Source organism: Kitasatospora sp. NPDC001603, assembly GCF_040298365.1.
Lineage (GTDB): Bacteria > Actinomycetota > Actinomycetes > Streptomycetales > Streptomycetaceae > Kitasatospora.
The window spans coordinates 30,130-54,323 of record NZ_JBEPAA010000022.1; the positions used below are offsets into that span (position 1 = coordinate 30,130).

Annotated in this window: 21 protein-coding genes; 6 read left to right on the forward strand and 15 right to left on the reverse strand. The window is 75.7% G+C overall.

Features of this window, described 5'->3' with window-relative positions:
- The first annotated feature begins 58 nt into the window (after positions 1-58).
- From ABT263_RS16345 to ABT263_RS16360, 4 genes are all read left to right on the forward strand, one after another.
- Positions 59-1,456 carry a diaminobutyrate--2-oxoglutarate transaminase family protein gene (locus ABT263_RS16345; protein WP_502885809.1) on the forward strand — a complete coding sequence of 466 codons (1,398 nt, stop codon included), beginning with the start codon at positions 59-61 and terminating at the stop codon, positions 1,454-1,456.
- Positions 1,453-3,006, forward strand: coding sequence for a pyridoxal phosphate-dependent decarboxylase family protein (locus tag ABT263_RS16350; RefSeq protein ID WP_352291102.1), 1,554 nt, complete (start codon positions 1,453-1,455; stop codon positions 3,004-3,006). Before ABT263_RS16345 ends, ABT263_RS16350 begins: the two co-directional genes overlap by 4 nt.
- Before the next feature lie 494 nt (positions 3,007-3,500).
- Positions 3,501-4,259 (forward strand): tRNA-dependent cyclodipeptide synthase, encoded by a 759-nt coding sequence (locus ABT263_RS16355; RefSeq protein WP_352291103.1) that lies wholly within the window; start codon positions 3,501-3,503, stop codon positions 4,257-4,259.
- A gap of 163 nt (positions 4,260-4,422) precedes the next feature.
- Positions 4,423-5,610, forward strand: a complete 1,188-nt coding sequence (locus tag ABT263_RS16360) for a cytochrome P450 (protein ID WP_352291104.1) — start codon at positions 4,423-4,425, stop codon at positions 5,608-5,610.
- A 70-nt stretch (positions 5,611-5,680) separates the two neighbouring features.
- Here ABT263_RS16360 and ABT263_RS16365 read toward each other — a convergent pair whose 3' ends face one another.
- From ABT263_RS16365 to ABT263_RS16410, 10 genes are all read right to left on the reverse strand, one after another.
- Positions 5,681-6,481, reverse strand: coding sequence for an inositol monophosphatase family protein (locus ABT263_RS16365; RefSeq protein WP_329492330.1), 801 nt, complete (start codon positions 6,479-6,481; stop codon positions 5,681-5,683).
- A 140-nt stretch (positions 6,482-6,621) separates the two neighbouring features.
- A complete protein-coding gene (locus ABT263_RS16370; RefSeq protein ID WP_352291105.1) occupies positions 6,622-7,842 on the reverse strand; it encodes a type III PLP-dependent enzyme in 1,221 nt (406 codons plus the stop codon).
- 92 nt (positions 7,843-7,934) lie between these two features.
- Positions 7,935-9,665, reverse strand: coding sequence for an IucA/IucC family protein (locus ABT263_RS16375; protein WP_352291106.1), 1,731 nt, complete (start codon positions 9,663-9,665; stop codon positions 7,935-7,937).
- Positions 9,662-10,915: an MFS transporter gene (locus ABT263_RS16380; protein ID WP_352291107.1), complete on the reverse strand. Its 1,254-nt coding sequence runs from the start codon at positions 10,913-10,915 to the stop codon at positions 9,662-9,664. The genes ABT263_RS16375 and ABT263_RS16380 overlap by 4 nt, the downstream gene beginning before the upstream one ends.
- A complete protein-coding gene (locus tag ABT263_RS16385; protein ID WP_502885810.1) occupies positions 10,912-12,717 on the reverse strand; it encodes an IucA/IucC family protein in 1,806 nt (601 codons plus the stop codon). Before ABT263_RS16385 ends, ABT263_RS16380 begins: the two co-directional genes overlap by 4 nt.
- Positions 12,714-13,928: an ATP-grasp domain-containing protein gene (locus tag ABT263_RS16390; protein WP_352291108.1), complete on the reverse strand. Its 1,215-nt coding sequence runs from the start codon at positions 13,926-13,928 to the stop codon at positions 12,714-12,716. Before ABT263_RS16390 ends, ABT263_RS16385 begins: the two co-directional genes overlap by 4 nt.
- A 146-nt stretch (positions 13,929-14,074) precedes the next feature.
- Positions 14,075-15,079: an ABC transporter substrate-binding protein gene (locus ABT263_RS16395; RefSeq protein ID WP_352291109.1), complete on the reverse strand. Its 1,005-nt coding sequence runs from the start codon at positions 15,077-15,079 to the stop codon at positions 14,075-14,077.
- A gap of 125 nt (positions 15,080-15,204) precedes the next feature.
- Positions 15,205-16,053, reverse strand: coding sequence for an ABC transporter ATP-binding protein (locus tag ABT263_RS16400; protein WP_352291110.1), 849 nt, complete (start codon positions 16,051-16,053; stop codon positions 15,205-15,207).
- Positions 16,050-17,102 (reverse strand): FecCD family ABC transporter permease, encoded by a 1,053-nt coding sequence (locus ABT263_RS16405; protein WP_352291111.1) that lies wholly within the window; start codon positions 17,100-17,102, stop codon positions 16,050-16,052. The genes ABT263_RS16400 and ABT263_RS16405 overlap by 4 nt, the downstream gene beginning before the upstream one ends.
- The gene (locus tag ABT263_RS16410) at positions 17,099-18,097 is read right to left on the reverse strand and encodes a FecCD family ABC transporter permease (RefSeq protein WP_352291157.1); all 999 of its coding nucleotides are present in this window, start codon (positions 18,095-18,097) and stop codon (positions 17,099-17,101) included. The genes ABT263_RS16405 and ABT263_RS16410 overlap by 4 nt, the downstream gene beginning before the upstream one ends.
- 174 nt (positions 18,098-18,271) lie before the next feature.
- Here ABT263_RS16410 and ABT263_RS16415 point away from each other — a divergent pair, with 174 nt between their 5' ends.
- On the forward strand, positions 18,272-19,078 hold the full coding sequence (locus ABT263_RS16415; protein WP_352291112.1) for a (2Fe-2S)-binding protein: 807 nt from the start codon (positions 18,272-18,274) through the stop codon (positions 19,076-19,078).
- 58 nt (positions 19,079-19,136) lie between these two features.
- The gene (locus ABT263_RS16420; RefSeq protein WP_352291113.1) at positions 19,137-19,538 is read left to right on the forward strand and encodes a VOC family protein; all 402 of its coding nucleotides are present in this window, start codon (positions 19,137-19,139) and stop codon (positions 19,536-19,538) included.
- A gap of 135 nt (positions 19,539-19,673) precedes the next feature.
- Here ABT263_RS16420 and ABT263_RS16425 read toward each other — a convergent pair whose 3' ends face one another.
- The 5 genes from ABT263_RS16425 to ABT263_RS16445 all read right to left on the reverse strand — a co-directional run bounded on the left by ABT263_RS16425 (position 19,674) and on the right by ABT263_RS16445 (position 23,932).
- Entirely contained in the window at positions 19,674-20,171 is a 498-nt protein-coding gene (locus ABT263_RS16425; protein ID WP_352291114.1) for a hypothetical protein, read from the reverse strand.
- Positions 20,168-20,557 carry a hypothetical protein gene (locus ABT263_RS16430; RefSeq protein WP_329490533.1) on the reverse strand — a complete coding sequence of 130 codons (390 nt, stop codon included), beginning with the start codon at positions 20,555-20,557 and terminating at the stop codon, positions 20,168-20,170. The genes ABT263_RS16425 and ABT263_RS16430 overlap by 4 nt, the downstream gene beginning before the upstream one ends.
- Entirely contained in the window at positions 20,554-22,113 is a 1,560-nt protein-coding gene (locus ABT263_RS16435; RefSeq protein WP_329490534.1) for a hypothetical protein, read from the reverse strand. Before ABT263_RS16435 ends, ABT263_RS16430 begins: the two co-directional genes overlap by 4 nt.
- Entirely contained in the window at positions 22,110-22,448 is a 339-nt protein-coding gene (locus ABT263_RS16440) for a type VII secretion target (RefSeq protein ID WP_329490535.1), read from the reverse strand. The genes ABT263_RS16435 and ABT263_RS16440 overlap by 4 nt, the downstream gene beginning before the upstream one ends.
- Positions 22,449-22,561: 113 nt before the next feature.
- Positions 22,562-23,932 (reverse strand): MFS transporter, encoded by a 1,371-nt coding sequence (locus ABT263_RS16445; protein ID WP_352291115.1) that lies wholly within the window; start codon positions 23,930-23,932, stop codon positions 22,562-22,564.
- Positions 23,933-24,194: the final 262 nt, after the last annotated feature.

Genomic DNA, 24,194 nt, shown 5'->3' on the forward strand with positions numbered 1-24,194 from the left:
CGCCTCCCGGAGCCCGTCCGGCCAGGCCAGGGAAGTAAAGTTAGGCTTACCTAACTTCTTGGAGTCAGCCTTGACGCTCGCCGCCGTCCCCGCCACCGGGCCCGCTGCCGTCCCCGCCCAGGCCCCGGGCGACGCCATCCTGCGCCGCCAGCGCGTGCGCGAGTCCGCCGCCCGCACCTACGCCCGCTCGTTCCCGATCGTCCCGGTGCGCGCCCACGGCATGACGGTCGAGGGCGCCGACGGCCGCCGCTACCTGGACTGCCTCTCCGGAGCCGGCACGCTCGCCCTCGGCCACAACCACCCGGTGGTGCTGGAGGCGATCCGCCGCACCCTGGACAGCGGCGCGCCCCTGCACCTGCTCGACCTCGCCACCGCCGAGAAGGACGACTTCACCACCGCCCTGTTCGAGAGCCTGCCGCCGGAGTTCGCCCGACAGGCCCGGGTGCACTTCTGCGGGCCCGCGGGGACGGACGCCGTCGAGGCGGCGCTCAAGCTGATGCAGACCGCCACCGGCCGCTCCGGCGCCCTCGCCTTCACCGGCGCCTACCACGGCATGACGGCCGGGGCCCTGGCGCTGACCGGCAACGTCGCCGTCAAGGAGCCCCTGCCGGGCGGCGGCGAGGTGGTCCGGCTGCCCTACCCGTACGGCTACCGCTGCCCGTTCGGCGTCGGCGGCGAGGCCGGCACCGAGCTCGCCGCGACCTACGCCGAGCGGCTGCTGGACGACCCCTCGGGCGGGGTGGTCCGGCCCGCCGCGATGATCCTGGAGGCCGTCCAGGGCGAGGGCGGCGTCGTCCCCGCCCCCGACGGCTGGCTGCGCGCGATGCGCCGGATCACCGCCGAGCGCGGCATCCCGCTGATCGTCGACGAGGTGCAGACCGGGGTCGGCCGCACCGGTGCGATGTGGGCGGTCGAGCACAGCGGGATCGTCCCGGACGCCATGGTGCTCTCCAAGGCGCTCGGCGGCAGCCTGCCGCTCGCCGTCGTCGTCTACCGCGAGGAGTACGACCGCTGGCGGCCGGGCGCGCACACCGGCACCTTCCGCGGCAACACCCTCGCCATGGCGGCGGGCGCCGCCACCCTGCGGTACGTCGCCGCGAACGGCCTGGCCGCGCGGGCCGAGCTGGTCGGCGCCCGGATGGTCGAGCGGCTGCGGGCGCTGGCCGGTGAGCTCCCGGTGATCGGCGACGTGCGCGGGCGGGGGCTGATGCTGGGCGTCGAACTCGTCGACCCGGCCGCCGAACCGGACGCCTGCGGGGCCCGCCCGGCCGCGCCCGCGCTCGCCGTCAAGGTCCGGGAGGCCTGCCTGGCCCGCGGCCTGATCGTCGAACTCGGCGGCCGGCACGACGCCGTCCTGCGGCTGCTGCCGCCGCTCACCATCACCGACGAGCAGGCCGCCGCCGTGCTCGACCGCCTGGCCGACGCCATCGCGGCGGCCGCGGCGGCCGTACGGTGACGACCCCGGTCGAGCCCGGCCGCCCCGACCGGGAGCCCGCCCGCCTCGCCGCGGTGCCCGGAACCGCCCCGGCCCCCGCCCCCGACGCGCTGGCCGGTGGCACCGGCGGCGGCGCGGCGCTCGCCCCGCTGGTCGCCGAGGTGCTGGCCGCGCTGGCCGCCGGAGCCGCCCGCCGGGCCGGTCCGCTGCCCGCCGGCCGACCCGGGGAGCTCGCCGCGCTGGCCCGCGCGGAGCTGGCCGACGCGCACGGCCCGCAGGCGCTCGCCCGGCTCACCGAACTCCTCGCCCACGGCGCCGCCGACCCGGCCGACCCGGCCTGCGCCGCCCACCTGCACTGCCCGCCGCTGGCCGTCGCCGCCGCCGCCGACCTCGCGGTCAGCGCGCTGAACCCCTCGCAGGACTCCTGGGACCAGGCCCCCGCCGCGACGGCCCTGGAGACGGCGCTGATCGCCGAGCTGGCCGCCCTGGTCGGCTACGACCCGGCTGGCGCGGCCGGGGTGCTCACCTCCGGCGGTACCGAGTCCAACCTGATGGGCCTGATGCTGGCCCGCGACCAGAAGCTCGACGGCATCGTCGAGCTGGAGGGGATCCCGGCCGGCGTCGAGCCGCGGATCATCGCCTCCCGCGCCGCGCACTTCTCCGTCCAGCGCGCCGCGGCGCTGCTCGGCCTCGGCGAACGCGCCGTCGTCCCCGTCCCCGTCGACCGCGACCAGCGGATGGACCCGGACGCGCTGGCGAGCGCCCTGGCCGGGGCGAGCTGGGCCGGACAGACCCCGATCGCCGTGGTGGCCACCGCCGGCACCACCGACACCGGTGCGATCGACCCGCTGCACGCCGCCGCCGACCTCGCCGCCCGCTACGGCGCCTGGCTGCACGTGGACGCCGCGTACGGGGGCGGCGCGCTGCTCTCGGACCGGCTCGCCCCGCTGCTCGACGGCATCGCCCGCGCCGACTCCGTCTCGCTCGACTGGCACAAGCTCGGCTGGCAGCCCGCCGCCGCCGGGATCTTCCTGGTCCGCCGCGCCGAGACGTATGTCTCGCTCGCCCGCCGGGCCGAGTACCTCAACCCGGCCGACGACGAACAGGCCGGCTACCCCAGCCTGTTGGGCCGCTCGCTGCGCACCACCCGGCGGGCCGACGCCTTCAAGATCGCCGTCACGCTGCGCACCCTCGGCCGCGCCGGGCTCGGCCGGCTGGTCGACGCCTGCCACCGGCTGGCGCTGGACGCCGCCGAGGCCGTCCGGGCGGAGCCGGCGCTGGAGCTCTACGCCGAACCCGTCCTGACCACCGTGCTGTTCCGCTACCTCCCGCCGGGCCGCCCGGGCGCCGGCGCCGCCGATCCGGCCACCGTGGACGCGGTCAACGGCGAGCTGCGCCGGGAGCTGCTGCGCACCGGCCGGGCCGTCGTCGGCCGGACCGAACTCCCGGGCGAGGGGCCCGGGCGGGTCCGGCTGAAGCTGACGCTGCTCAATCCGCACACCTCCGCCGCCGAGGTCGGCGTCCTACTGGGCCGGGTGGTGCGGGCCGGGCGCGACATCGCGGCCGGCTGACCGCCGCGGCCGGCCGGCTGCCGTGTCCGACCGGTGGGCCGCGGTGTCCGGCCGGCCGGCCCCCGGGTCCGGCCGAATTGCCGAGGCAAAGCCAAAGCCTTTTTCGGGGGCGGATGTTGGAGGAATGCACACTGGCGTGCCATGCTGTCCGGGGGATATTCGGCCGCCCCCGGAAAGCCTCCGTGGACATACCTTCCCGGAGGAGTACAGGCTGATTCAGGCCGCCTGGTGATCAGAATCCGCCAACCCCTCGGCAGGGCTTGCGGAGATCCCGAACGGCGGCGGTAACTTCATGTGGTCGCCGCCCCACCAAGAGCACACGACTCCCCGGGGCAGGCCGCCTGACCAGGCGCGCGTCATCAGCATGCGGTGACCCCACCCCCGACTCCGGGTGAACTCCGGCTGCCGTCATGCACTTCTGTGAATCCCCGGTAAAACCGCGTGAACCACCTGAAGCCAGTCCTGTGACCATTCCTGCGAAGCGGAGGCAAGGCATGCGCGAAACCCTCCCGGGTGAACGTGCCACACCCATCGATACGACCGGGTACGAGGCCCTTCCGTTCTCCGACCGCTGCCGCGAGATCTGGCGCCGCGGTGAGCACCTGCTCATCGGTGTCAGCCCCGGGAACAGCTATTTCAGTCACCGCCGAATCGCCGAACTCATCGGGTGGGGGCTGGAGTTCTTCGAGCGGATCGACATCGTCCATGCCGATCTGCATGTCGGGACGCAGTACGAGACCTTCGGTTACACCCCCGAACACGCGCACCGGCGGGCCGCCAAGGAGATCAAGGCCACCGCCCGCCGGATCGCCCGCGGCATCGAGGAGGCCGGCCACCGCGACGCCGTCCGGGCGCACGCGCTCTCCGAGTTCGCCGGCCACCCCGTCTACCGGCGGTTGCACCGGGAGGCCCTCGACGCACTCCGCGCCGACCGGGACTTCGGCGCGGCCGCCGAGGCGATGGCGCGCGGCTTCCTGGCCGCCCGGCTGGACGAGGGGCTGGCGCCTAACGAGCCCCAACTGGCCGCCGGGATCCGCTACATAGCCGCCGAGCTGCCGTTCTTCCTGGACACTCCGGCGCTGCTCGGCGTGCCCTCCTCGGTGAGCTGCTACCACCTCCAACTCCCGCTCACCCCAGTGCTGTTCGGCCGCTCGGAGGGTCTGCGGGCGGCGCCCGGCCAGGGCTACGCGGTGGTCCGCCCGGCCGCGCCGACGGCCGCCGCGGGCGCCGTCGCCGGGACCCGCGCGGCCTGACCGCGCCCGACCTGACCGCGCCCGACCCGGCCGCGCCCGCACGTACCCGCGCCGCGCCCCGCCCGGCCGCCCGCGCGCCCGTGCCCCGGCCGGTGCCCGCACACCCGCCCCGCCCTCGTGGGGCCGCCCCCGTACCCGCTGCCCGATCCCAGGGAGTACCCCCATGACCGACCTCACCTTCCCGCTCTCCCGCCGGGGCGACGTCCTGCCCGAGGAGGCGAACCGGCTGCGCGCCGAGCAGCCCGTCGCCCCGGTGCGCACCATGACCGGCGACCCGGCCTGGCTGGTCAGCAGCTACCCGCTGGCCAAGCAGGTGCTGGAGGACGAGCGCTTCAGCCTCAAGGACACCGCCAACCCCGGCGTCCCCCGCCAGTACGCGCTGACCATCCCGCCCGAGGTGGTCGACAACATGGGCAAGATCAACGGCGCCGGCTTGCGCAACGCCGTCATGAAGACCCTCTCGCCGCGCGCGGACAAGGAGCTGGACGGCTGGCTGCAGGCCGAGGCGCACCGGTTGATCGACGCCCTGGTCGGCCAGGGCGCCCCGGCCGACCTGCGGGACGGCTTCGCCGAGCCCTACTCCGCCGCCCTGCACTGCCGGCTGCTCGGCCTGCCCGCCGAGGACTGGCGGCGGCTGATGGCGGGCATCGACGTCGCCTTCCTCACCAGCCCGGTGCCGTTCGAGGGCTCCGCGCCCAACTGGTACAAGGACCTCGGCTACGTGCGGGAGCGGCTCGCGGCCCAGCCGGCGCCCACCGAGGGCCTGCTGGGCCGGTTCGCCGAACTGCGGCGCTCGCCGGACGCCGCGGACCGGGTCGACGACGAGCTGCTGGCCACCGTCGCGCTCTCGCTGTTCGGCGCGGGCGCCGTCTCCACCTCCTCGTTCCTGTTGCACGCCGTCATCTACCTGGCCCGGCAGCCCGAGCTGGCCGAGCGGCTGCGCCGGGAGCCCGCGCTGATCGGCCGGGCGGTGGACGAGCTGCTGCGGGTCAACCTGTCGATCGGCGACGCGCTGCCCCGGATCGCGCTGGCGGACGTCCGGGTCGGTGAGGTGCTGGTGAAGGCGGGGGAGCTGGTGCTGGTCCTGGTCGAGGGGGCGAACTACGACCCGGCCGTCTTCCCGGACCCGGAGCGGATCGACTTCGACCGGGTCGACAACCCGCACCTGGCCTTCGGCGCGGGCCGGCACTTCTGCCCCGCCTCGGCACTCGGCCGCACGCACGCCGAGATCGCGATCACGGCGCTGGTCGAGCGCCTGCCGGGCCTGCGGCTGGCCCTGCCGGTCGAGCAGCTGGCGTGGCGGCCCGGGTTCATCAAGCGCCTGCCGGAGCGGCTCCCGGTGCTCTGGTAGCCGGTGCCGGCCGGGCCGGCGGTGCGGCCCGGCGGTCGTGCGGCCCGGAGGCCCGGCCAGCTCCTGGCCCCTACCGGCCGAACAGGACGGCGCGGGCACGCTCCCAGCACTCCGGGTCGGCGGCGACCAGCAGGCCCTCCTCGCCGCCCGGGGCCTCCGGCCGGTAGGGCTTGCCGTCGAGCCGGGCGGAGACCCCGCCGGCCTCGGTGACCAGCAGCGAACCGGGCGCGTGGTCCCACGGCAGGGTGCGCCAGTAGAGGATGAAGTCCAGCGCGCCGTCGACGAGGTCCGGGTACTCGATCCCGGCGGCGTTGCGGCCCGGGGTGATCTCGCCGAAGCCGGCCGCGGCGTTCGCCTCCAGCGTCCGGCGCAGCTCCGGCTCCAGGAAACGGCTCTTCAGCGAGCCGCGCCACTCGGTCGGCGGGCCGGCCGCAAGGGGCCTGGTCAGCCGCTCGCCGTTGCACCAGGCGCCGGAGCCGAGCTCGGCGGTGTAGCAGGTGGCGGTGGCCGGCTGCCAGATCCAGGAGGCGACGGTCTGCCCGGACCGGACCAGCGAGGCCATCACGGCGTAGTCGGGGCGGCCGGCGATGAAGTTCGAGGTGCCGTCGACCGGGTCGACCAGCCAGGCGGCGGGCTCCGTGTGCAGGGCCAGCGCGAGCGACGGATCGGCGGACACGGCCTCCTCGCCGACCACCGGGACGGGCAGCAGCTCGCGCAGCCGCCGTTCGATGATCACCTCGGCCTCGCGGTCGGCGATCGTCACGACCTCGCCGGGGGCCTTCTCCATGACCTCGCCGGCTGCCAGCGCGCGGAACCGCGGCTCCACCACCTCGGCGCACGCCTCGGCGAGAATCTCCGCCACCCTGTCCATCAGCACGTTGCGCGCTCCCTTCGCTGGCTACCACTTTCGCACGTCAGTGCGGTGTTGACCTGCGCCAGCCCCCGAAGCGCCCGTCGCGGGCGGTGGGCGGCGGGCCGGGGGACGCGCTCCCGTCCCGCCGCCCGGCGCCGTCAGCCGTCCTCGCCCAGGTAGTGGAAGCCCGGGCGGGGGTGCATCAGGAACTCGTGGTGCGAGATGTTCCACGCGTAGGCGCCGGCCATCGCGAAGAGCACCCGGTCCGCGGTCCGCAGGCCCCGCGCCGCCGGGGCGGCGTGCGCGAGGACGTCCTTCGGGGTGCAGAGCTGCCCGGCCAGGGTGGCCCGGCCGGTGGTGACGGCCGGGCGCGGCCACGGGTGCGGCCAGGCGTCGACCGGCAGCACGGCGAACGGCTGGTCGTGCCCCCGGGTGGCCGGGGTGCGCAGGTGGTGGGTGCCGCCGCGGACCACCGCGAAGTCCTCGCCGTGGCTCTGCTTCACGTCCAGCACCTCGGTGGCGTACCAGCCGCAGTACGCGGTCAGCGCGCGGCCCGGCTCGATCCGCAGGGTCGGCCCCGGGTGGCCCTCCAGCAGCTTCGCCAGGCCCTCGCCGAAGGCCGTCCAGTCGAAGCGGGCCCGGGGGTCCGCGTAGTCGACGGCCATGCCGCCGCCCACGTTGACCTCCGCCAGCGCGAACCCGTGCCGCCGGGCCGTGCGGGCCGACCACTCGACGATCTGCCCGGCGACGGCGAGCTGCTCCGCCGCCGCCAGCCCGCTCGCCAGGTGGGCGTGCACGCCGCGCAGCCTCAGCCGGGGGAGCAGCGGGCCGAAGGGCCCGGCCGGGTCGGTCAGCAGCCGGGCGCAGGCCTCGGCGCGGTCCGGGTCCAGCCCGAACGGGGTCGGGCGGCCGCCCATCGCGAGCGCCACCGTGTCCAGCGCGCCCGCGCCCACCGGCAGGTTGACCCGCAGCAGGACGTCCACCGCGGCGTCCGGCCGGTCGGTCAGGGCGGCGGCGAGCCGGTACAGCTCCTGCTCGCTCTCGACGTGCCAGCGGTGCACCCCGGCGTCCAGGGCGGCCACGATCTCGGCGGGCGTCTTGCCCGGTCCGCCGAAGGCCAGCGGCGCGTCCGGGACGGCCTGCCGCACGTGGGCCAGCTCGCCGCCGCTGGAGACCTCGTAGCCGTCGACGGCGGCCCGCAGCGCGGCCAGCACGGGCGCCTCCGGGTTGGCCTTGGCGGCGTAGTACAGCTCGACGCGGGCGGGCAGCGCGGCCCGGACGGCGGCGGCGTGCGCACGCAGCGCCGCCAGGTCGTAGACGTACGCGGGCAGCGCCTCCGGGGCGAGCGCGGCGACGTGCCGGCGGACGGCGTCGGTCATCGGTGACTCCAGGTGGGGACGGCGACGGCGGTCGGTCGGGCGGCGGGCGGGCCTGCGCCGCACCCGGTCGGCGGTCGGGCGGCGTGCGGGGCTCACCGGCTGCTCCAGGCCGGCGTGCGGGCGGCCGGCAGGCGCAGCCGCGCGGCCTCCGCCAGGACGGAGCCGGCCAGCGGCGAGGGCAGCCGGACGTAGCCCGCCTCGCGGTCGGGCCGGCGCTCCCAGCGGGTGAGCAGGTTCGCCTTGGCGGGCAGCGGCACCCCGGCCAGCAGGGCACGCAGCCGGGGCGGGCGGCCGTGCGCGTCGGCGTACTCCTGCAGGGTGTCCCGGACGGCCTCCCACAGGGCGCCCTCCGCCTCCGGGTGGCGGTCGGCGAGCGCGGCCAGCAGCTCGGCGACGTGGTTGACCAGCAGGCAGTAGACCACCCGGTCCCAGCCGCGCTCGGCGTCGTAGGCCATCGGGCCGGCCACCTCCGGCGGCAGCGCGGCGAGCAGCGCGGCGTTGCGGTCGGGGACGAGCTTGGTGCCCTCCAGGTCGCGGAAGAGCACCTGGGCGGGCCGCCCGGCGGCGTCGACTCCGATCAGCACGTTCTGCAGGTGCGGTTCCAGCACCACGCCGTGGTCGAAGTAGGCGGCGAGCACCGGCGGGACGAGCAGCCGCAGGTAGTCCGTCCACCAGGCGAGCGCCTCGTCGGCGTCGGCGTCCTCGCCGAGCAGCCGCGAGATGTGCGCGGAGCTGGTCGGGTGCTCGTCGGCGACGGCGGCGGCCAGCAGCGGGGTGACGCCGGGCCGCAGCACCCCGGCGAAGCCCTCGCGGACGATCAGGCCGAAGCCCTCGTACAGGGACCGGTCGGGGAGGCCGTCCGCGCCCGGCAGGGCCAGCGTGCGGAAGGCCGGTTCGCGCAGCATCGCGGCGTTCGGGTACCGCTCGGCGAGGTCGCCCAGCGCGGGGGCCAGCAGCCGGGTCAGCGCGACGGCGCCGGTCAGCTCGTACGCCGCGTTCTTGCGCAGGCAGTTGGTGATCCGCACGTTGAGGCTGAACTTCAGGAACGCGCCCGCGCCGTGCAGCGTGCGCACCGAGGCGGTCGCGGCGAAGGGCTCACCGCCGGGCCCGAGGTCCACGACCTCCCCGCGCTCCAGGGCGCCGCGCAGCAGCGGGTGGTCGGCGAGGAGTTCGTACTGCCAGGGGTGGACGGGCAGCAGCCGGTAGCCGACCGGGGCCCGGCCCAGGCCGTCCAGCAGCGCCGTCGCCGAGGCGTCCAGCGAGGACTCCGCGATCAGCTCCCGCCGCACGGCGAGGTGCCGCAGCCGGAACGCGGCGCGCGACTCGGGGGCGTAGGCGCGCCAGTCGCCGCGCTCGGCCGAGCGGGACTTGGGCGCGGGGTGGAAGCGGTGGCCGAACAGCAGGGCCTGCTCGGACTCCAGGTAGCGGTCCGGGCCGGGGGCCGGCCGGTTCTCCAGCCCGGCGCGCACGCCCGCGTGACTGGACGTCAGCTGGTCGAGGAACTCCTCGTTCACCGTGCCGGTGCGCAGCTCCAGCTCGTCCTGGACGTGTCCGGCGAGCTCCCGCCAGGCCAACGGGACCCAGCCCGCGGCCCGTTCCTCCTCGACCGGACCGGTGAAGCGGTGCGCGCCGAGCAGCGAGGTGCGGCGCAGCGCGACCCGGAGCAGGACGCCCCGGCGGGGCAGGCGCAGCAGCAGCCGACCGTCGGTGACCGCGGTCTGGTGTTCCGGTCCCGAGACCTCCCGCAGCAGGCAGTTGAGCAGGGTGTGGGCGACCGCGTCGTCGGGGGTGGGCAGTTCGTGGTCGGTCAGGTCGTGTGTCATCGGCGACTACTCCAGCGGATGCGGGTCGGGAAGACGAGTGTGGCGGCCGCGGTGGCGGCCAGCAGTGCGGCGGCGGTGCCGACCAGCACGGGGGCGGCGGCGCCGAAGCGGCCGTTGGCCAGCGCGGCGACGGCGCCGGCGGCCACCGCGCCGCCCTTGGAGACGAATTCGAGGGTGCCGAACATCCGCCCCGGTGCCCGGCCGCGGGCGGCCTCGGCGGCCAGCACGGAGAGGCAGACCAGGCCGAGGGTGAGCCCGGCCCCGAGCAGCAGCCGGACGGCGACGAACGCCACCAGCGAGTGCGCGGCGGCGTGCCCGGCGAGGCCGAGCGCGACGAAGCCGAAGCCCAGCGCGATGCCGGCGTGCGGGCGGGCGAGGAAGGCGGTGTGCGTACGGGCGGCGAACGCCAGGTAGCACAGGTGCGGCAGGGCGAACAGGATGCCGGTCGTCGTGCCCGAGACCCCGGGCAGCCGCTCCTGCGCCAGGGATATCAGATAGGGGAACGAGATGACGGTGGCGAAGACGAACACGAACTCGAAGGTGTAGAGCAGGCCGATCGGGGCGGGTCGGGCGGCCGCGGCGGTGGGGGCCCGGTCGCTGCCGGGGCCGCTGCCGGTGTCGGTGGCCGGGCCGCCGCCCCGGGCGGCCGGGTCGGGCTCCGGCAGGAGCGACAGGAACAGGGCCGCGGTCAGCGGCAGGACGGCCATCAGCAGGTACTGCCGGTGCGGGTCGATCCACGGGGAGAGCGCGCCGACCAGGATCGGCGCGGCGACCAGCGCGGCCCGGGCGCTGCCCTGCATCAGGGTCAGCGCGAGGGAGAGCTTCGAGCCGTCCAGGGCGGCCGCCAGGTAGCCGTTGGTGGCGGCGAAGGTGCCGCCGAGGAAGCCCTGGAGGACGAGCGCGAGCGTGAACGCGGGCAGGCTGTCGGCGGCTCCGGCCAGCAGGAACGAGACGGTGAGGCCGAGTTGGGCGCGGAGCAGCAGCCGTTTGCGGCCGAACCGGTCGGCGAGCCGGCCCCAGAGCGGGGCGCCGAGGGCGCTGAACACGGTCGGAACGATGTAGAGCACGCCCGCCCAGCGGCCCTGCGGGTCGCCGAGGGCCGGGAGGATGGCCGTCAGGTAGGGCGGCAGGCCGAGGGCGGCGAAGGAGGCGACGAAGTAGCAGGCGGCCACCGCGTGCACCTGGCGCCGGCCGAGCCCCTCGGGGCGGGCGGTGCTGCCGGGGTGCTGTGGCAGGGTGTCGACGCTCATCGGGTGGCCCCGGCGCCGCCCGCCGGTGCTGCCGCGACGGCGTCCGGACGGAGGTAGTTGGGCCCGTCGGTGTAGTGCTTGTTGACGTCTGCGGCGCCCGAGCGCTGCTTGGTGAGCAGGGTCCCGGCGGTCACCATCGCCTTGACCGGCAGTCGCTCGGCGTCCAGCAGGGCGGCGCGCAGCGGTGCGCCGGCCGCCCCGATCCGTTCGGTGGCCTCCGCCAGCCGTCCGCGCAACAGGGCGAGCAGGTCGCCCAGTTCGGCGCGGCCGTGGGCGGCGAGGCCGAACGCCAGGGAGCCGGTGCAGAGGTGGCCGGTGATGGTGGCGAAGAGGTCGGTCAGCGGCCGGTCGCCGTCGCCGAAGATCCGGGCGTCGTCGAACTCCGCCGGGCCGGGGGCGTGTTCGCCCAGCGTGGCGGCGAGCCGTCCGGTGTGGATCCGCGGCCCGTCGTCGTCCTTGTAGAGCAGCCGCAGGCCGCCGTCCTCGTCGAACACCACCGAGGTGTTCTGCTGGTGGGACTCCAGCGCGATGCCGTAGCCGAAGAGCGTGGCCTGCCAGTCGAGCAGCAGGTCCAGCAGGGCGTCGTAGAGGGCGACCGGGTCGCCGCCGTGGAAGCGGTCGGCCAGGTGGTCGATCACCAGGCGTCCGCCGGGGGCGGGGGCCAGCAGGGCGGCCAGCGGGACGGTCACGGCGCGGTCCAGGCCGGCGTCGGCGGGGTAGCGGCGGAGCAGGACGGCGAGCAGTTCGTGGCCGGCGTGGGCCCAGCTCTGCTCGTCGGCGTGCAGGATCCGCTCGGCGAAGCGGGGTTCGCGAGCCAGCACGGCCTCGATCAGCCGCTGCCCGGCGGCGCCGTCGACCAGCGTCCCCGGCTTGATGGTGCGGCGGTTGAGCCGGCCCAGGGTGGCGGTGGCGAGCGGGAGTTTGAGGTGGTGGCCGGGGTCGTCGGCGACGGCCACGGTGCGCATGGAGAGGGTGGGCACGACGGTCAGGTAGGGCCGGTCGGCGAGGACCGCGCGGCCGTCGAGGCCGGCTGCCCGCAGTGCCTCGGCGAGCGGCCCGCCCACCGTGAGCGGGTGCACGGGCAGGGTGGTCCAGGCGTCGTCACCGCCCGCCAGGTCGAGGCCGAGCCAGCTCGGGGTGGGCCACCAGCTGGGCAGCGGCCGGTCGCCGTGCACGGTGAGGGCACCGGCCGGGACGGCGAGCCAGCGCAGTTCGAAGACCGGGTGGAACTCCGGTGCGTAGGCGCGCAGCTGGGGCTCGGTGAGACCGGAGCGGCCGCGGGCGGTGGGGTAGACCGGGTGGTCGAGGTGGGCGGCCAGGGCGTCGTGCCCCAGGGCGGCGGCGGGGCCGCTCCAGCGGGCCGGGTCCGCGCCGTAGAGGTCGGTGAGGGCGGTGTGCACCTCGGCCCGGGTGCGCTCGTGCAGCTCCATGGTGGCGAGGGTCTGCCGGCACTCCTCGGTGAACGCCGCCCAGCCGGGCCGGTCCGCCGCCTCGGCGAGGCCGGTCAGGGCCGTCAGGACGGCCTCCAGCCCGGTCAGCGGGGCGCCGTCCAGCTCCAGCAGCGGGAGCCGGGCCGCGTACTCGCTCTGGAAGCCTTCGGCGACCACCGGCAGGGCGAGGCCGGCCGGGGCCAGCAGCAGCCAGCGGCCGTCCGCGCGGTCCTGCGGGGTGCTGCGGGTCCGCAGTCCGAGCACGTCCTCGCGCAGCAGCGCGGAGAGTACCCGCAGCGCCAACTGCTCGGCGGCGGTGGGGGTGCCGGGCCCGGCGTCGCGCGGCGGGGCGGGGCGGGTGGCGGCGCTCACGGGGTGATCTCCCAGCGGTTGGCCGCGACGAAGCGGGCGACGGCGGCGTCCACGGCCTGCTGGTCGGTGCCGACGGCCCAGATCACGCCGAGGTAGTCCCGGTTGGTGTGGTGGAGCTCGTGGCGCTCACCGAGCGGGCGGACCGGCTGGTAGCTGAGCCGGACGCCGTCGCGCTCCTCGTGGTGCGGGCCGGGCGCGGCGGTGAGGGTGCCGGCCCGGTCCGCGCAGACCGCCTCGTTGCGGGCCCGCTTCGTGGTGGCCGCGCAGTGCTCCGTGAGGCCTTCGGGCAGCTCACGGCCGAGGTGCGCGGCGAGGATGTGCTCGAACAGCGGGATGTCGAGGATCTCGGCGAGCATCAGGTCGCACTGGTCGCCGATGGCACGGTAGTTGACCTCGATGATGCGCGCCCGGCCGTCCGGCTGCACGACGAACTCGGTGTGGCAGGCGCCGAGTCCGACGCCGACGGCGTCCAGCTGCGCGAGGATCTGCTCGACCACCGGCCGCGGGTGGTCGGGGACGAACTCCAGCATCTCCTCGATGAAGTGCGGGGGAGCGGAGAGTCTGGTCCGCAGCCCGCCGAGGACGTGCCGCCGCTTCCCGTCGCCGAGCGTCTCCAGGGTGCACAACTGCCCGTCCAGGAACTCCTCGACGACCAGCGCCGCGCCGGGCCGCCGGCGCTGGATCTCGGCGCAGCGCAGCTCCAGCTCCGCGCGGTCGCCGACCAGTGAGACGTCCTCGCTGGCGACGCCCTCGCGCGGTTTCACCACGGCCGGGAAGGGGACGTCGAACTCCCGCAGCGCGGAGGGGTCCTGGCCGGGGTCGAGCTCGAAGGAGCGGACGGCGTCCAGGCCGGCGGCGGTCAGGTGGCGGCGCAGCTCGCCCTTGTTCTTGGCCCGCAGGGCCGCCTTCCAGTCCTTGGCCGGCAGCCCGAAGTACTCGGCGGCCAGGGCGGTCTGGGTCTGCAGGTGGTCGCTGTTGCTGAACACCGCGTCGGGGGCCTCCCGCCGGGAGATCAGCCCGATCACCTCGCGGAAGTCCCGGACGTCGCACTCCACCACCTCCGGCGCGGGCACCAGCGCGGCGTAGGCGTTCCGGTGCGGCTCGGCGTGGTCGGTGAGCACCGTGACGTCGAGGCCGAGCCGTGCGGCGGCCGGGAGGAAGCCCTGGGTGACCGAGTCGGTGGGGTTGAGGGCGAGCAGGTAGAGCCGCATGTCGGGTCTCTCCGTGACGAGGGCGAGGGGCGAGGGCTGGGGCCGGGCGGCCGGGCGGGCGGGCGGCCGGGCGGGCGGCCACGCGGGGCGCGGGGCGGGGCGGGGCGGGGCGGTGGGCCTCCGCCCCGCGCACCCGGGGCGGGCGGCTACTTGGGCGCGTCGACGCCGGCGGCCTTGGCGATGTCGCCGAGCATGGCCTCGGCGGCCTGGACGCCGATGCCGGACATCCAGGTCTCGTCCGGCACGTTGAACACCTTGGCGTTCTTGACGGCGTTCAGGCCCTGCCAGACCGGCGTGCCCTGGACCTCGCTCTGCTTGGTCTTGGTCGGGTCGTCGGCGACGGTGACGAAGACCAGGTCGGCGTCGGCCTGGTTGATCTGCTCGGCGCTCACCTCGATGATGTTCTGGTCCACGTCCTGGGCGGCCGGGCGGCTGAGGCCGACGTCCTTCAGCACCACGCCGCTGTAGGAGGCCTTGGCGTAGAGGCGGGTCGGGCCTGCCACGAAGCGGACCACCGAGGCGGTCGGCTCGGTGCCGCCGTTCTTGGCCTTGATCGCCTCGCCGAGCCTGGCCGCGCGGGCCTCGTAGTCGGTCAGCGCCTTCTTGGCCTCGGCCTCCTTGCCGAGGGCCTGGGCGTAGAGGGCGAGGTTCTCCTTCCAGGGGAAGCCGGTGGTCTCGGCGAGCACGGTCGGCGCGATGGCGTTGAGCTTGTCGTAGACCTTGGCGTGCCGGACCTTCGAGGAGAGGATCAGGTCGGGCTTGAGGGAGGCGATCAGCTCCAGGTTCGGCTCGGCCATCGGGCCGACGTCCTTGGTGTCCTTGATCTTGTCCTTGAGGTAGTTCGGGAAACCGCCCTCGGTCTTCATGTGCGGGGACACCGCGCCGACCGGGGTGATGCCGAGCAGGGTGACGTCGTCCAGCTCGCCGCTGTCCAGCACCACGACGCGCTTGGGCCGGGCCTTGATCTCGGCCGTCCCGGCGGCGTGCGTGACGCTGCGCGGGAAGCCCGCCGCGGCGGGGGCGGAGGCGGCGTCCCCGGCGGGCTCGGCGCTGTCGCCGCCGGTGCTGCCGCAGGCGGCGAGCAGCGTGGTGGAGAGCGCGGCGGCGAGGAGCGCGGCGGGGAGTCTGCGGGCGCGGGCGGAGCGGGTCATGACGGGTCCTTGTCTCTGGTGCGGGGGCGGGGGTGCCGGACGGCTGCGGGCAGCGGACGGCGGGGCAGGGCGGGGGCGGCGCGGCCCACGGGTGAGCGGGGCCGGCCGCGGGGTGGTCGGGCGGGTCAGCAGCGGGCGGCGGCCCGCCCGGTCCGGGCTCGCGGGACGACCAGCGGGGTGCCGGTCTCCGGGTCGGGCACGACCTGGCACGGCACCTGGAAGACGGCCTCCACCAGGTCGGCGGTCAGCACCTCGGCGGGCGGTCCGGCGGCGGCCAGCCGGCCGTCCTTGAGGACCACCAGGTGGTCCGCGTAGCGGGCGGCCTGCCCGAGGTCGTGCAGCACCATGACGACGGTGCGGCCGGCCTCGGCGTGCAGGTCGGCGACCAGGTCGAGGACGTCCAGCTGGTGCCGGAGGTCGAGGAAGGTGGTGGGCTCGTCGAGCAGCAGCAGGTCGGTGTCCTGGGCGAGCGCGAGCGCGATCCAGGCGCGCTGGCGCTGGCCGCCGGAGAGCCGGTCCACCTGCTGGTCACGCAGGTCGGTGGTGCCGGTGCGGGCCAGCGCGTCCTCGACGGCGGCCTGGTCGGCCTTGGACCAGGGGGTGAGCAGCCGCTGGTGCGGGAAGCGGCCGAGCCGGACCAGCGCCTCGACGGTGATCGCCTCGGGGGTGACGGGCTGCTGCGGGAGCAGGCCCATCCGCTTGGCGAGCGCCCGGGCGGACATCCGGTGGATGTCCGAGCCGTCCAGGGTGACCGTGCCGGCGGCCGGGCCGAGCAGCCGGACCAGGCCGCGCAGCAGGGTCGACTTGCCGCAGGCGTTCGGGCCCACGATCGCGGTGACGGCGCCGCCGGGCAGCTCCAGGTCGAGGCCGTCGACGATCACCCGGTTGCCGTAGCGCAGGTGCAGGCCGTGGGCGGCGAGGCGGTTGCCCGCCGGGTCGGGGGCCGTGGAGGGGGTCGCCAGGTCGGGGGTCATCGGTCGCTCCTCTGGGGAAGCCGGCCCTGGCGGATCATCAGCGCCAGGAGCCAGGGCGCGCCGAGGGTGGCGGTGACGGCACCGACCGGCAGGCCGTGGACGGGGATCACATGGAGCACCAGGAGGTCGGCGGAGAGCAGCAGCACGGCGCCGGCGAGCGCGGTGAGGCCGAGCGTGCCGAGGGTGGGCGGCCCGGCCAGCAGGCGGACCAGGTGCGGGACGGCGAGTGCCACGAAGGCGACCGGTCCGGTGAGCGCGGCGGCCAGCGAGGCCAGCGCGATGGAGAGCAGCAGCAGGACGAGCCGGTCGCGGTTCGGGTTCAGGCCGAGGCCGCCGGCCGAGTCGTCGCCGAGGTCGAGCACGGCGACCCGGCGCTGGCTGAGCACCACGGCGACGACGGTGAGCGCGATGGCGGTGCCGCCGATCCACACCTCGGTCCAGTCCCGTCCGTAGAGCGAGCCGGTGGTCCACTGCATCGCCGAGGAGGCCAGCTCGGCGGGGAACCGGACGATCATCAGGTTCACCGCCGCGGCCAGGCCCTGCTGGACCGCCAGGCCGACCAGCACCAGCCGGGTGACGGCCATCCGCGACCGCCAGGCGAAACCGCCGAGCAGCAGGGCGGCGAGCAGCCCGCCGCCGAGCGCGGCGAGCGGGATCAGCTCCTGCGAGGCGCCGGTGGCGAGCATCAGCACCGCGCCGAACGACGCGCCGCCGGTGACGCCGATGGTGTCGGGGGAGGCCAGGGGGTTGCGGAAGAGCCGTTGCAGCATCGAGCCGGCCACCGCCAGCGCGGCGCCCGCGATCAGGGCGGAGACCACCCGGGGTGCCCGGAACTCCTGCACCACCAGCACGTTCCCGGCGTCGCCGAGCCCGACCAGGGCGCGCAGCGCCTCCCAGACCGACATCTCGACCTGGCCGGTGCCGAGCGCGATCCCGGTCAGCAGGACCAGCAGGGCGGCGGCGAGCAGCGACCAGGCGGCGGTGCGGGCCCGGCGCCGGGCCGCCGTGCTGACGGCGGTGGCGGGCACCGCCGGGGTCAGGACGCTCATCGGGCCACCTTCCGGGCCAGCACCGCGAGCAGCGGCGCGCCGAGGAAGGCCGTCACGATGCCGACCTCGATCTCGGACGGCCGGGCCACCAGCCGGCCCAGCACGTCGGCCGCGAGCAGCAGCAGCGGACCGGTGATCAGGCAGCCCGGCAGCAGCCAGCGGTGGTCGTTTCCGAGCAGCGGCCGGACCAGGTGCGGCGCCGCCAGCCCGACGAAGGCGATCGGTCCGGCGACGGCGACGGCGCTGCCGGCCAGCAGGACGACGGTCAGACCGCCGAGCACCCGGATCCGGGCCACCGGCACGCCGAGCGCCTGGGCGCTCTCGTCGCCGAGGGCGAGCGCGTTGAGCGAGGGCGCCACGGCGAACGCGCCGACCAGCCCGAGCGCCAGGAACGGCAGCAGGGGCGTCAGGGTGTCCAGGTGGCGCCCGGCGATGGAGCCGGCCAGCCAGAACCGCGCCTCGTCCAGCGTGCGGTGACTGGCCAGCATCAGTGCCGAGGTCCAGGAGGTGAGCACCACGGTGAGCACGGTGCCGCCGAGGGCCAGCCGGACGGGGTCGAGGTCGCCGCCCCGGCGGGACATCGCGTAGGCGGCCACCGCGGCGACGGCCGCGCCGGCGAAGGCGAACCAGAGGTACTCGACCGGCCGGGTGAGGCCGAGGGCGTAGATCGCGGCGACCACGGCGAAGCCCGCGCCCGCGTTGATCCCCAGCGTGACGGGTGAGGCGAGCGGGTTGCGGGTGACGCCCTGGGCGACCGCGCCGGCGGCGCCGAGCGCCGCCCCGACCGCCAGCCCGATGACCGTCCGGGGGACCCGAAGGCCCGTCACCACGTCGGCGTCGCCGCCGTGCCCGGCGCCGGTCAGAGCGTCGATCACGGTGGAGAGCGGGATGGAGCGGGAGCCGAGAGCGAGGCTCAGCGCGGCGCACAGCACGAGCGCGCAGACGCCGGCGGCCAGCAGGAGCGGCCGCCGTGGCGTCGGGTGTCGGGGGACCACCGGGGCCGTGGCGGCCGGCGGGTCGGTTCTCAGCACAGGGCGAGATCTTAGGTTAGGCAATCCTTATCTCGTCAAGTCCTGGCGACTTGGTGCGGACCAGGCCGAGTTCGGCCCCCGTGGCGTGCGCATCGCGTATAAGGTGAGGCTCACCTTAGCCGATCTCGGGGAGTGCCGATGATCTTGGGGGCCACACCCGTGCCCGCCGCCCCATGCGCCCCTTGTCCTCTCTATGCGGACTACCGGCGGCTGCTGGACCTCGCCCCGGCCCTGCGGGTCGACGTGCTCGGCGCGGGCGAGGCCGCACCCACCCGTGCTCAGGGCTGGTACTCCGCCGTCGAACTGGCGGCGGATCCGACCGCGCTGGCCGACGCGCTGGCCGGTGAGGAGGCCCGGATCGCCGCCGAGCACGGCAAGGCCCCGCGCCCCCACGTCACCGCCTCCCGGCTGCTGCACCACTACCTCTGGTCGGTCTGCGTCCTGATCGCCGGCCCCTGGCACCTCGCCCGCCGGGTCCCCGTCATCGACGGCGCGGACCTCTGGATGCACGCCCCCACGGGTGACTTCGCACTCCGTCCACGCGCCCACAGCACGCTCCCGGGCGACGACGAACTGCGCGCCGAACTGCGCGCCTCCGTCGTCACCCACGTCGAGCCGCTGCTCACCGCCTTCGCGGGCGCCACCCGACGCGGCACCCGCGCCCTGTGGGGCATGGTGACGGACGATCTGGCCTCCGCCGTCTGGTACCTCGGCCGGATGCTCGGCGAGGAGTCCGCCGCCGTCGCGGCCGCCGGGGAGGTGCTGCCCGGCGGCACCCAGCCGCTGCTCGGCGCCGCCGACTTCCGCCTCCTGCGCGGCGAGGACGGGCGCGGCCACCCGACCCGCACCCGGCTCGGCTGCTGCCTCTACTACGCGATCCGGCCGGACTCCGCCTGTATCACCTGCCCCCGGACGCCGGACGAGGAGCGGCTGCGGCGGCTCTGAGGCGGGCGCCCCGGCCCCCGGGCTGAGGAGATGTCAGGTGCCCGGATAGGCTCGCCGGATGATCGATTCGACGATGCGGGTGCGGGTCGCCCGCCCCTCCCGGGACCTCGCCGCCGCCGAGCGGTTCTACGTCGACGGCCTGGGGCTCGACGTCCTCTGGCGCACCACCGAGCGGGTGTCCGGCGAGCACGACCTGATCATGGTCGGCCCGGCCGGCGGCGGCTGGCACTTCGAGCTCACCCGCGACCCGGAGCACCCGCTGGAGCCGACGCCGACCGTGGACGACCTCTTCGTCGTCTACCTGGGCGCGCCGGTCGACGAGGCCGCCGTGGCCAGGCTGGAGGCCGCCGGCGGCACCCGGGTCGCCGCGCACAACCCGTACTGGGACGAGTACGGCGTGACCGTCGCCGACCCGGACGGCTACCGGCTGGTGCTCTGCAGCCGGACCTGGGGCGCCTGACCCCGACTGCCGGGTCCGGGCTTCGCCGCCGGGGTGGGAAGTCGGCCCGGCCGACTTCCCACCCCATGAGCGCCGTTGCTCCCGACTCGCCCCGGCCTCGGCGGCCCGGCCGGCCTCCCCGGGCCCCGGCGGCGGTCAGCCGACGGTGACCCGGACGTCCTTGACCGCCAGCACCTTGCAGGAGGCGGCGTCGCCCGGCTCGCGGCAGGTGGCGCGGTCGACGTAGTGCCAGGTGAGCGTGGTGCTGCCGGCGGCGGTCGCGGTCCAGGTCTGGCGGACGGTGTGGCCGCAGCCCGCGGAGTCGGGCGGGCAGCTGCTCAACTTGGCGTCCGCGTCCCGGTGCAGGACGGCCCGGTCGCCCTCGCCGGTCAGCTGCCAGCCGTGCGGCAGCGGGGCGGAGGTCAGGCTGACGCCGACCGAGCGGCCGACGGCCAGGTGGACGTCGGCCGGTTCGAAGGCCGGCTTGCCGCCGGCCACGGCCTCGGCCTCCAGGTCGGCGGGCAGGGCGAGGACGGTGTCCGGCCGGTCGTCCGACGACGGCCCGCCGGAGGACGAACAGCCGGCCACCGGCGCCAGGGCCAGCAGGGCGGCGGCCGCGAGGGCGAGCGGGCGGCGCGGGGATCGGGCGGTCACCGGGCGTCCGCCTCCCGGGCGTTGCGCCGCAGCTCGATCAGCGCCGCGACCTCCGCCAGCCAGCGCGCGAACAGGTGCTCGCGCCCGAGGTCGGCGCCGCTCGCGGCGGCGGCCTGCAGCCACTCGCGGACGACGGTCCGGCCCGGCTCGCCGATGACCGGCTCGGGCAGCGCGAGGGCCGCCGCGAAGCCGCCGGCGCGGACGTGCTGGGCCAGGAACCCCAGCGGGTACGCGCCGATGCCCGCCGCCTCGGCGCGGTGGGCGGCCGCGATGGCGGCCTCGGTGAACAGGGCCTGGCGCGGGCCGCCGGTGAGCAGCAGGCCACGGGTGATGGCGGCGGCGACGTCGAGGTCCGCCAGTTCGGCGTCGGGGCGGACGTTCGTCATTTCGGCAGCTCCAGCGCGGTCGACTTGTTGAGGGGGTGTTCACCGGGGGTCAGTCCGCCGAGCTGGCTGTTGACGAACTGCTCCTCGGTCACCCAGGAGGTGAAGCCCCAGGGGTTGTAGACCTGCAGCTTGTCACCGTCCCGCCCGATGATCATCATCTGGTGACCCGAGTCGTCGTTCCGCACGGTGATCGGGACGGGCAGGCCCTCGTCGACGGACTTCTCGATCCGCGCCAGCGCCGCCCGCCGGTCCTCGTCGCTCTCCAGCTCGACGTGCTCGTAGTCGGCGCCGGTGGCCTTGCCGAGGTCCTTGTCGGCCAGGTAGGTCTGGGCCTTCGGCCCGAGCCCGCTGTCCACCTGCGGGTAGACCTTCTTGTTCCCGTCGACCCGCTGGCCGTCCTTGTACTCGTTGAGGTACGTGTCCTGCAGCCGCTTCTCGAAGTTCTCCGGGGAGTCGGCGCCGGGGGCGTCCGGGGTGCCGCCGGTGGTCAGCTGGAACATCATCAGCGGGTCCAGCTTGGCCTGGGCGATCACGGTGGAGGCCGCCACGCAGTCGCTGACGTTGCGCTGCGAATAGAGGCCGTAGCCGTCGATGTTGACGTTCTGGCCGCCGTAGGTGACGTCGAGGTTGTCCGAGGACTCCCGGCCGGTGTCGCCGGTGCTGGTGGCCGGCACGAGGTGCTTGGCGAGCCAGGCCGGGTCGTCGCCGTGCGGGTGGATCTGGGCGTCGAACCGCTGGATGTCGGACACCGAGTGCCCGGCCGCCAGCGCCTTCCAGAGGTAGGCCGCCTCCTCGGGGGACTTCGCGCCGGACAGCAGCGCGCGGAACGCCGCCTGGTCGGCGCCGGTCATCACACCGAGGGTCTGGTTGGCCCGGTCGAGCTGGTTGGGTGTGAGGATGTAGCCGCCGTCCTCGCCCGCGCCGGGGTTCTTCTCAGTGGCCAGGACCACCGCGGCCAGCGGGTCGATCGAGCCCATCCCGGCGCGCGAGGCGCGCGCCGCGGAAGCCAGCTGGTTCAGCTTGCTGGCGGTGCTGGTGCCGGTGCTCTCCACCCGCCGGGCCGCCGCGAGCCGGGCGTCGACGCCGGCCAGCGCGGTCGCCATCGCGTCCTGGTCGAAGCCGCCCGGGTCCTGGCGGGCCCGCTCCCCGGCGGACCGCAGCTGTTCGCGGCCCTGGGTGTCGGTCTTCTTCGCCCAGTCCAGCTCGCTCGCCCAGGTGTCCAGCAGGACGGCGGCCTGGGCGAGGGTCTGCTGGGAGGTGGTGGTCTCCTCCGACATCGCGTGGATCGCCTGCGTCGCGTGCTCGGCCACCGAGCCGCTCCAGACCGCGGGCAGCTGGTTGGTGGCGATCCCGGAGAGGTCCTGCGAGGCCTGGCCGAAGGAGGCGGCCGCCTGTCCGTAGTCCTTGGCGCGGGCCTGCACGGCGCTCACGTCGCCGACCGGCTCCGGCACGGCCAGCGCCTGGTCGATCCCCTCCAGCAGGTGGAGGTTGGCGAACATGAAGTTCACCTTCTCGATGGTGTGCCGCGCCTTCTCCAGATCCTTGACCTTGCTCACCGGCCGCCGCCCGCCGGCACCAGCGAGGCCGTGATGGCCTTCTCCGCGTTGCGGTAGTTGGCCGTGGTGGTCGACATCTTCTGGGACAGCTCGTCCAGCGCGCGCTGGGTGACGGTGATCTCCTTCGACCAGGCGCTGTCGAAGGAGGACCACGCGCTGTCCATGCCGAACTCGCCGAAGGCGGTGGCCGCGTAGCAGACCGAGCCCGCGTAGGCGGTCTTGGCCGCGGCGATGTCCGTCGCAGTCTTGTTCAGTTGGTCCGTGACGCCGCTCAGACCGGCCACGCTGACGCCGTATCCGTCCCCGCCGCCGCCCGGCGCTGCTCCGTCGCTCATGCTTCCCCGTTCCCCCGTCTTCCGGTCCGTCGGTCCACCTGCCACCGGTGCCCGCGCGACGGTACGGCGCGGACACCGGGGAGAGAGCCTAACCTGTGGTGGGGGACAGGGTATTACGCCCGGGAGGGCCGGATCGGCTCCTCGCTTTCTTCACGGCCGGCCCGCAACGGCCGCACATTCGGGGCGTTCTGTGCGGTCTTCACCCCACGGGCCGGGACCGGCTCGACCGCCGGGTCCAGGGTGTCCGTCTTCACCGGTACCGGTGCCGGCAGTGGTACCGGCAGCGCCGAACGGCGCGGGTAGCGGCGGTCGGTGGCCGTCGCGGCGGCGAGCAGCAGGGCGGCCGCCGCGGCGACGACGGTGATCCGGAACGGCGCTTCTGGCGCGAGGTGGCCGGCCGCCCAGCCGCCGAGGAACGTCCCCGCCGACTGGGCCAGGATGATCGCGCTGACCAGCGCCGCCATCGCCTCGCCGAGCCGCGCCGTCGGCACGGTCCGCTCCACCAGGCCGAACATGGTGATCATCTGAGGTGCGACGGCCATGCCCAGGCACCCGACGGCCCCGGCCAGGGCGAGTACGCCGCCGCCGGAGAAGAGCAGCAGGACGGAGGTGGCGAACAGCAGGACCGTCCCGGCCCGCAACCGGGCCGCCAGTTCCCAACGGGCCGGCAGCGCGGCGGTGGCGATGCCCGCGAAGGCACTGGTGAATCCCATGAAGCCGTAGATCAACCCGGCCGCACCGGGCCGGCCCAGCGCGTCCGTGGTGGCGGTGACCCCGACCTGCACCGAGCCGAAGCAGGCGCCCAGCAGCGCCATCCCGGCGAGCAGCAGCACGTACGGAGGGCTCATCAGGGGCTCGGCGGAGCGCCGCCGGGCGTCCGGCCCGGTACCGGGCGGCGCGGTCGGGTGCAGCGCGAACAGGGTGGCGCCGACGCCGACCAGCGCCGCCGCGGTGAGCAGCCCGGCGGCGGGGGAGACCAGGGTGGCGAGCAGACCGACCAGGGCCGGCCCGGTGGTGAAGCTGACCTCGTCCACGATGCCGTCCAGCGAGAGCATCGAGGACGTCAACTCCGCGTCCCCGCCCGCCAGCCGGACCCAGCGGCTGCGTGACAGCGGCCCGACCAGCGGGACCGAGAGGCCGATCAGCGCGGCCGGCGCGATCTGCGCGGCGAGCGGCAGGCCTCCCTCGGACGCGGCCACCAGGGCGAGCACCGCGACCGTGTTGACGAGCGCGGTGACCAGGCCGACGGTGCGCTGCCCGCGCCGGTCCGCGAGCCGGCCGACCAGCGGCCCGCCGACCGCCTGACCGAGGGCCAGCGCCCCGGCCACCACCGAGCCGCGCCAGACGCTGCCGGTGTTCCGGGTGACCAGCAGCAGGGTGCCGATCGGGCACATCGCGTTCGGCAGCCGGCCGAGCAGCGACCAGAGCAGCACCCCACCACCCGTCAGCTGCGCCGCCGAACGGAACCTCGTGACCACGGACATCGTGCTGCACCCCCACGCGGAGCCGGGGTGGGCGCCCGCCTCCCACCACCGGCCCGAGCCGGTACCGGCGGCCCGCGGGTGAGCTCCGACCGTACGACCCGGACGATCACCCGGATAACCGTACGATCACCCAGCGCAGTCGGATCGCGGCGTTCGGTCACCTTGGAGGACCGCCCAAGGGCGGCCGGGGGGTCGCCCGCAGCGGCGCGACCCGCCCGAGCCGCAGGCGGCGAGTGCGAGCCCGGAGGCGAGCGTGAGCACG